The sequence below is a fragment of the Corallococcus terminator genome, assembly GCF_003611635.1.
Classification (GTDB): Bacteria; Myxococcota; Myxococcia; order Myxococcales; family Myxococcaceae; genus Corallococcus; species Corallococcus terminator.
In genome coordinates this window covers 1-6939 of sequence record NZ_RAVZ01000432.1, presented here as the reverse complement: position 1 = coordinate 6939, position 6939 = coordinate 1, and the positions used below count along the sequence as shown (strand labels likewise).

General features: G+C 67.6%; 7 protein-coding genes. 6 read left to right on the top strand and 1 reads right to left on the bottom strand.

Annotated features, from left to right (window positions below; translation table 11 throughout):
• Window positions 1–551 precede the first annotated feature (551 nt).
• The 4 genes from D7V88_RS37140 (at window position 552) to D7V88_RS37125 (ending at window position 4534) form a co-directional block, all read left to right on the top strand.
• Window positions 552–1661: a 3-oxoacyl-ACP synthase III family protein gene (locus D7V88_RS37140; protein WP_120545305.1), complete on the top strand. Its 1110-nt coding sequence runs from the start codon at window positions 552–554 to the stop codon at window positions 1659–1661.
• A gap of 45 nt (window positions 1662–1706) precedes the next feature.
• Entirely contained in the window at window positions 1707–2324 is a 618-nt protein-coding gene (locus tag D7V88_RS37135) for a DUF2378 family protein (protein ID WP_120545304.1), read from the top strand.
• Window positions 2325–2394: 70 nt separating this feature from the next.
• Window positions 2395–2901, top strand: a complete 507-nt coding sequence (locus D7V88_RS37130; protein ID WP_244238596.1) for a hypothetical protein — start codon at window positions 2395–2397, stop codon at window positions 2899–2901.
• A gap of 154 nt (window positions 2902–3055) precedes the next feature.
• Complete coding sequence (locus D7V88_RS37125; protein ID WP_120545302.1) at window positions 3056–4534, top strand: hypothetical protein; 1479 nt, start codon at window positions 3056–3058, stop codon at window positions 4532–4534.
• A gap of 12 nt (window positions 4535–4546) precedes the next feature.
• Here D7V88_RS37125 and D7V88_RS37120 read toward each other — a convergent pair whose 3' ends face one another.
• A complete protein-coding gene (locus D7V88_RS37120; protein WP_120545301.1) occupies window positions 4547–5029 on the bottom strand; it encodes a nuclear transport factor 2 family protein in 483 nt (160 codons plus the stop codon).
• 118 nt (window positions 5030–5147) lie between these two features.
• On the opposite strand from D7V88_RS37120, the gene def reads away from it, so the two are divergent.
• Both def and D7V88_RS37110 read left to right on the top strand, forming a co-directional pair.
• Window positions 5148–5699, top strand: a complete 552-nt coding sequence (def, locus tag D7V88_RS37115; protein ID WP_120545300.1) for a peptide deformylase — start codon at window positions 5148–5150, stop codon at window positions 5697–5699.
• A gap of 48 nt (window positions 5700–5747) precedes the next feature.
• Window positions 5748–6443 carry a sterol desaturase family protein gene (locus D7V88_RS37110; RefSeq protein WP_120545299.1) on the top strand — a complete coding sequence of 232 codons (696 nt, stop codon included), beginning with the start codon at window positions 5748–5750 and terminating at the stop codon, window positions 6441–6443.
• Window positions 6444–6939 lie beyond the last annotated feature (496 nt).

Genomic DNA, 6939 nt, shown 5'->3' with positions numbered 1-6939 from the left:
CGGTGGTGGTGGCCGGGGTTACGGCTACGGCAATCCGCCGGACGACGGCGACATCCCGCCCCCCAACGACGACGACAACATCCCCTTCTGAACCGCGGCGAGGCGCCGAAATCCAATTTCAGGCGCTTTCCGTATGACAGCGAGGCCCGGCGCGACCTGCTGGAACTGGGGGGGAGGCGCGGCGGGCTTGTTGTGAAAGTCCGCCGCCCGCCATCCCGGGGCGCGCGGACACTTGCCAAATCGCGGCGGATTGACATTTTGAAGGAGCGACGCACCCCGATTGTGTTATTGGGGGCACCCAGCGTGAAGTCCACACCGCGTGTGATTCATTCCATGTCGGTCGCTTCATTGCTGAAGTAGCACCATTTCCCGTGTAATTTCAGTCACTTGGATTCCAGTTGTCCGACTGTGCACTTCATTGGTGACACACGCACAGCAGGAATAGACCGTCTTTCCAAGGGCTTAGGAATTGGCCTGGATCGTGCTCTGAAATCGGCTCTTGCCAGGGAATTCATCCCGTCCGGCAGGGCAGTGATGTCAGGGGCCACGAAATGACCGAACGGGTTTGTGTGGTGGGTGCGGGGGCCTTTGTTCCGACGCGGACCATCAGCAACGAACGGATTGCGCGGGCCATCCCAGGCTGGTCTGCGGCGCGCATCGAAGAGAAGATCGGAATTCGCGAGCGTCGGTTCCTGTGGGACTTCGACGACGAGACGGGCCGAGCGATTCCGCCGCCAGACGACGTGGCGGGGCGCTTCTACCCGGCGACGAACACGGACATGTGCGAGGTGTCGCTGCGCCAGGCGCTGTCGCGCGGGGGCGTGGAGGCGAAGGAGCTGGACGCGCTGTTCGTGGTGACGTGCACGCCGGACGCGCCGCATTTCAACCACGACGCCATGGCGCTCCACGAGCGGCTGGGGCTGCGCGAGGACGCGTTCGCGCTGGTGGTGGACGACGGCTGCGGCGGCACGCCGTACGTGTTGGACCTGGTGCGCAAGATGATGGAGGGCGGCCGCTTCCGCACGGTGGCGGTGGTGGCCTCGGCGTTCACCTCGCCCCTGCTCAACCGGGAGGTCTACACGGACGAACTGCCGCCCACGCCGGGCCGGCCCAAGGCGCTCAACGCCTACCTTTCCATGTATGTCTTCGGGGACGGCGCGGGCGCGGTGGTGTTGCGCTCGCAGCCGGGCGACGAGGACGGCCCGGGCATCCTGTCCTCCTTCTCTGGCAACGCGTACGCGGAGCTGGTGACGCGCCGGGGCGGTGGGATGTTGAAGCTGCCCTACCAGCCAGGGCGGACGCGGCCGTCCGACATGGCCTTCGTGGTGGATGGCTTCAAGGTCGCGCGCAGCTACCCGGAGTACATGCAGAAGTGCCTGGACGCGGTGCTCACGCCCGCACTGCGAGAGCAGGTGAAGCGCTACTACTTCCACCAGCCGAACAAGCGCGTGATGGACTCATTCGTGACCCGGGCGGGTCTGCCGAAGGAGGCGGTTGCCTGCAACGTGGATCGCATCGGCAACACGTCGGCGGCGGGTATGTTGATCCTCCTGTCCGAGGACCTCGAGCAGGGGAGGGTCGCGCTCGGGAGTGGAGATCTCGTGGTGGTGGCGGCTGTCGGAGCCAACGTTCATTATGGCGCTCAGCTCGTGCGGCTGTAGTGCGCGCGGGTGTTCATCTCCTCCCCCCCGGAGATTTCCCCCTCTATGAGTGAGCAGCGCAAGGAAGCAGTAGGCCTGGATGCGGCACTGGCCCAGGACCTGGAGAAGCGTCTGGCCCTGGCGACCCCCGACGACACGGCCCGAGGCATGTTCTTCAACGGAGCGCTGAACGCGGTACGCATCCTGGGCGGTGACGCGGCGGTGGAGCGGTGCCTGGCGTCGGTGACGGAGAAGAAGTTCGTGGACTTCTTCAACTACCCCGTGTCGGGCTTCTTGAAGCTGGCCTTCACCGGAGCGCAGTTGATGGGCCCGCAGCTCGGCGGCTTCGACGTGATGCTGCGCAAGATGGGCACGCAGGCGACCACGGACTTCCTGTCGTCGGCGGCGGGCAAGACGCTGCTGCTGCTCGCGGGAGACAGCCCGAAGCGGCTGGTGACGAACCTGCCCACGGGCTACCGCGCGGCGGTGAGCTACGGCGAGCGCAGCGTGGACTGGTCTGGCGACCGGACGGGCCGGCTCATCATGAAGCGGGACTTCATGCCGCCCGCGTACCACGAGGGCGTGCTCCAGGCCGTCATCGAGGCCCTGGGCGCGCGAGGGGTGCAGGTGCACGGCAAGCAGACCGGACCGGTGGACACCGAATACGCGCTGTCCTGGCAGTAACCGCCGCACGAAGCCCGCGGTCCAGCACAGGGAGCCGAACATGTCTCAGCAGCAGCGGACAGGGCCTGGGGTGCGACTGCAGTCGGGCAACGAGTGGGTGTATGCCTTCCGCTCGCAGGAGGACGCTGCGTCGCCGCCGGACCTGGCGGTGTGCGCGGCGGCCCCCTTCGAGCCCACGGTGAAGCTGGGGGCCAGTCTGTACGTGCCCGTCCATCGCGAGGTGGACGGGCGGTTCGTGGAGGATGGCTACGAAAAGGTGGGAACGGCGACGGCCTGCTTCCGGCTGACGGACCGGACCTTCCCCCCCGGCACGCGAGTCCCCTTCTACGCGCGCTTCCACCTGCCGGTGGGCGCCTTCACGGCGTCGGGCGAGTGCACGCTGGTGAGCAACGATCAGCCCCAGGCGGGCGTGGTGTTGGCGGGAGGCGCGCTGAAGCTGGTGGAGGTGCCCCCGGGCTTCGTGGGCGGGGTGCTGTCGAACCTGAGTGTGTTCAATCCGCTCAAGCTGCCCGGCTTCGCCACGGGCTCGTACTACACGCTCTACACCTTCCGGAACGAAGGCTCCGCGAGCCCCTGAGCGTCGCGTCGAGTGAGGGCCTGTAAGCGTCCGGAGGCGACCGGGAACCGGCGCCCCGGGACGAACATCCATGTCGGGGATGCCTGGGAGAATGCGTCCCTTGGGAGGGCCATGAGGCCCGGGGCCATTCAGGGCCATCACGAGGGGGACGCGCATGGAAGGCAGGTGGAAGCAGCTCTACGAGTCGCTCGGCTACCGTCCGCCAGCGAGCGCGAAGGTCACACCGTCCGCGAACGAAGTGGCGAAGACACACGAGCTCCAGGCGGAAGCGCCCCAGGCGACGGACACGGACCTCCCGGTCCTGGGCCCGGAGGAACTGGAGGCCCTGCGAGCCGCCTTCCTGCGAGAGCCGGAGGACGTGCTGCGCTGGACGGAGACGGGCCTGGGCGCGCGCGTGACGGTGGGCGCGTTCGTGGAGGTGTTGCGAGAGCTCGAGTTGCTCTTCACGGACCCCGGTCAGTTGCAGGAGCGGCTCGACGCGACCGAGCGGCAGGTCCGTCAGGGAGCCGGAGGCCTGCCCTCGGACTTTACGTTCCCGCTGAAGACAGAGGAGATCCCCATCGACCCCACCCGCACGCGCTTCGAGCCGCGCTCGGACCTGCGAGGGTGGCTGTTGTTCAGCGGGCCGGTCTGGCTGGAGCAGGGGGCGGCGGCGAGGCAGGCCCCCTTCCGCTGGCACTTCGGCACGAAGAGCCGCTTTCTCTATCCACTGCGGGAGCCGGAGCCAGGGCAGCCGGTGGAGGTGGCGCTCTTCGGGGACTTCGGCACGGGCGAATACACCTCCAGGTACATCGCCCGGCAGCTCGTGATGCGAGGCGAGCGCCTGGACTGCGCGGTGCACCTGGGGGGCGTCTTCTACGCGGGTCGCCAGGGCGAATTCGACGCGCACGTGGCGGAGCCCCTGGAGCCACTGCTCGCGACGACGACGCTGCTGACGCTCAACGCGGCGCCGGAGATGCGTTCGGGGGCGGGCGCCTACTTCCGCTACCTGGACGAGCGCCGGGGCGCAGGTCCCCGGCACCCCCAGGAGGGCAGCTACTTCTGCCTCGCCGCGGAGCGCTTCCAGCTCATCGGCCTGGACACCGCCTGGTTCGAAGCCGGCCGCCACCGAGAGCCCGCAATGCTGCAATGGCTGGAGCAGCGGCTGTCGGAGGGGCGAAGGCGGGGCGCCATGAACATCCTGCTGAGCCACACGGCCCCCTACGGACCGGACCGGAAGCGCCTCGCGCCCCTCGTGGAAGAGGACTTGAAGGCCCTGGTCGTGGAGCGCGAATGGGTGGACCTCTGGTGCTGGGGAGGCGCCCAGGGAGGTGCGTTGTACGACCGGGCACCAGGGCTGCCCTTCCTGGGGGCCAGCCTGGGCCACGGAGGTTTCCCCTATGAGCGAAGGGACATGCCGACGCATCCCATGGCGCCAGTGCGCTTCTTCGAATCCCGCCCGCGCTTCCCCGAATGGACGGGCGTGCGCCAGGACCGCGGCAACCACGGCCACGCGACCCTGTGGCTGCACGCGGACGGCACGGCCACGCTGCGCTACACGGACTGGATGGGCGAGGTCCGCTGTGAAGCCACCCTGGCGCGCCAGGGGGCGAAGGGGCCGGTGACCCTCAAGCAGCTCGACGCGAGCGGGTGACGAAGCCGCGAATCAGGGACCCTGGATGCCGCGCTCCTGCATGTACTTGCGCAGTCCCGCGGCGCCCTGGGCGCGCACCTTGTTGTGCAGCATCGGCGTCCACCCGAGCACCAGTCCCACGGGCCCGAGCGCCTGCCGGGACCACGTCCAGAAGGGAAAGTGGTCGCGGTGGCGGATGATCTTCCCGTCGGCGAACTCGAACGTCGCGTCGATGCGGTTGAGGACCTTCCGGCGCGACTGGCTGAAGGTGTAGCGAGCATCCCAGTGGGCCTTGCCGGTGCGGTCATCGGCCTGGATGTCGCTGAAGGAGACGTCCAGGTCCTTGCCGCGCTCCAGCAGCATGCGCCACATGGACGTGACGCCGGCGTGGCGCAGACCCTGGAACACCTCGTCGGAGAACTCGACGTCCGGGTGGTAGCAGGCGGCCATGCCGTCCGCGTCACGGCGTTGGAAGGCCGAATAGAAGTCGGTGATGAGCTGGGCGTGCGGGTGCATGTCGGCGGTCTATCAGACCGGTCGGGCTCGGCGCTCGGGGGCAGGAACGGGAGCCCGGCGGACCAGGGCTGGCGGGAAGTGCTGAGCAATGGAGCGCCGCGTGGCAAGATGCGGGCGCATGGCTCGCGACATCGTCATCTGGCCCCACAAGGTTCTCACCACGTCCACCCAGCCCGTGACCGACTTCGGCCCGGCGCTCGAAAAGCTCCTGGAGGAGATGGCGGAGTCCATGGCGGAAGCCAAGGGCATCGGCATCGCGGCCAACCAGGTCGGAGTGCCCCTGAGGGTGGCCATCGTCGGCAGGGAGGACGGCACCTCGTTTGAAATCGTGAACCCCCAGATTCTGTCGAAGCAGGGGTCCATCAAGCTGGAAGAGGGCTGCCTGTCGGTCCCGGACGTGTGGAAGAAGTGCCCCCGCGTCGAGAAGGTGAAGGTCCGCTACCAGGACAAGACGGCCCAGTGGCACGAACTGGAGGCGGAAGGTCGGCTCGCGCACGTGCTCCAGCATGAAATCGACCACCTGGACGGCCACGTCTTCGTGGACCACCTCTCCAGCGTGGACCGGACGCTCATCCTGGAGCGCATGCGGAAGCTGCAGAAGTCGCTGGCGCGCCAGAAGGACGAAGCGCCGCCCCCGGAGCAGAAGGCAAAGGGCTCGAAGCGCTCCTAGCCAGAGGCAACAGGCGGGGAACCCGGAGGGCGCGCTACGCTCCAGCGGATGGAAGCGCGCCCCGTTCCCCGCCAGGTCCAGACCTTCCGGGAGGAGTACCGGACCCAGGTCATCGGGCCGGGCTATCGGGGCTGGGCCCATTTCGCCTTCACCAGCCTCGTCTGCCTCACGGGCATCGCCCTGGCCCTGGGGCAGGTGGAAGCGGCACGGTTCTGGGAACTGCTGGGTGTTCCCGGCGTCTTCGTGCTCGCCAACGGCGTCGAGTTCCTCGGCCACCGGGGACCGATGCACCACAAACGAAGAGGCCTGGGCCTCCTCTTCGAGCGGCACACTGCGCAGCACCATCGCTTCTTCACCCACGAAGCGATGGCCTACGAATCCAGCCGCGACTTCAAGATGGTGCTCTTCCCGCCGGTGCTGCTCCTCTTCTTCCTGGGAGCTGTCGCCGCGCCGCTGGGAGCCCTCTGCTTCCTCCTGATTTCCGCCAACGCGGGCTGGCTCTTCGCGGCTTCAGCCCTGGGCTACTACCTCGCGTACGAGTGGGTGCACTTCAGCACGCACCTGCCGAGCAGCCACTGGAGCGCCCGTCTCCCCGGGGTGCGCTTCCTGAGGAGGCACCATCAGGTGCACCACGACCCGAGCCGGATGGGGCACCACAACTTCAACATCACCTTTCCCCTCGCGGACCGGCTCGTAGGAACCCTTTGGAGGGAAGAGCGCGAGAAGGGTCGTCCCTCCGGATGAGGGGCAGGCAGTGCGTCGAGGGAAATGGCGCGGAAGAACGAACCCGGGCGTCGGGGGTTCTCACCAGGGAACGGCGTGCCCATATCCCCGGCGCCCAGGTAGAACGATTCGGCCCGGATCAATCAGGGTTTGACGTCTCCGAATCGAAGCGTTAGACACTGGACCCCCGCGCAACGGACCGGTGCCCCCAGGGCTTCGGAAGGCTGCACGGGGGGAAGAAAAGGGTCGACGAAGGTTGTTGACCTCGAACGCGGCGAAGAGATAGAAGCCGCGCCCCGCCCAACCCCGACGGAAGCAGGTCGGTGGCTCGAGCGGAAAAGCAGCAAAGGTCGACTCGAAAGAAGTTGATCAACGAAGTGGCGGTGGTGGTAGAAGCCGCGCCCCTCACCCGGAAGCCCGCGCACTGGCGCGGAAGGTACTTCTGGGAGAGAGCAGCACCGACAAGAAAATAGGGCAGTCAACGCAGAGTTGACAGCGAGCGCGGCGGTGGTAGAAG